2 tRNA genes are annotated in these 206 nt (G+C 52.9%); both read left to right on the top strand.

Features of this window, described 5'->3' with window-relative positions:
• The first annotated feature begins 2 nt into the window (after nucleotides 1-2).
• Nucleotides 3-79, top strand: a tRNA-Arg gene (locus OGV75_RS00005).
• Nucleotides 80-147: 68 nt separating this feature from the next.
• Nucleotides 148-206 (top strand) — tRNA-Arg (locus tag OGV75_RS00010).

The raw sequence follows: 206 nt of genomic DNA on the forward strand, positions 1-206 counted from the left end.
TTGCATCCGTAGCTCAGCTGGATAGAGTACTCGGCTACGAACCGAGCGGTCGGAGGTTCGAATCCTCCCGGATGCACCATATTATTTGATAGCGCTTTAGCAGCGGCATCAAATCTGCAGTAAAGTAAGTTTCCCTGATGCATCCGTAGCTCAGCTGGATAGAGTACTCGGCTACGAACCGAGCGGTCGGAGGTTCGAATCCTCCC

Source organism: Citrobacter sp. Cb028 (assembly GCF_030336705.1).
Taxonomy (GTDB): Bacteria; Pseudomonadota; Gammaproteobacteria; order Enterobacterales; family Enterobacteriaceae; genus Citrobacter; species Citrobacter braakii.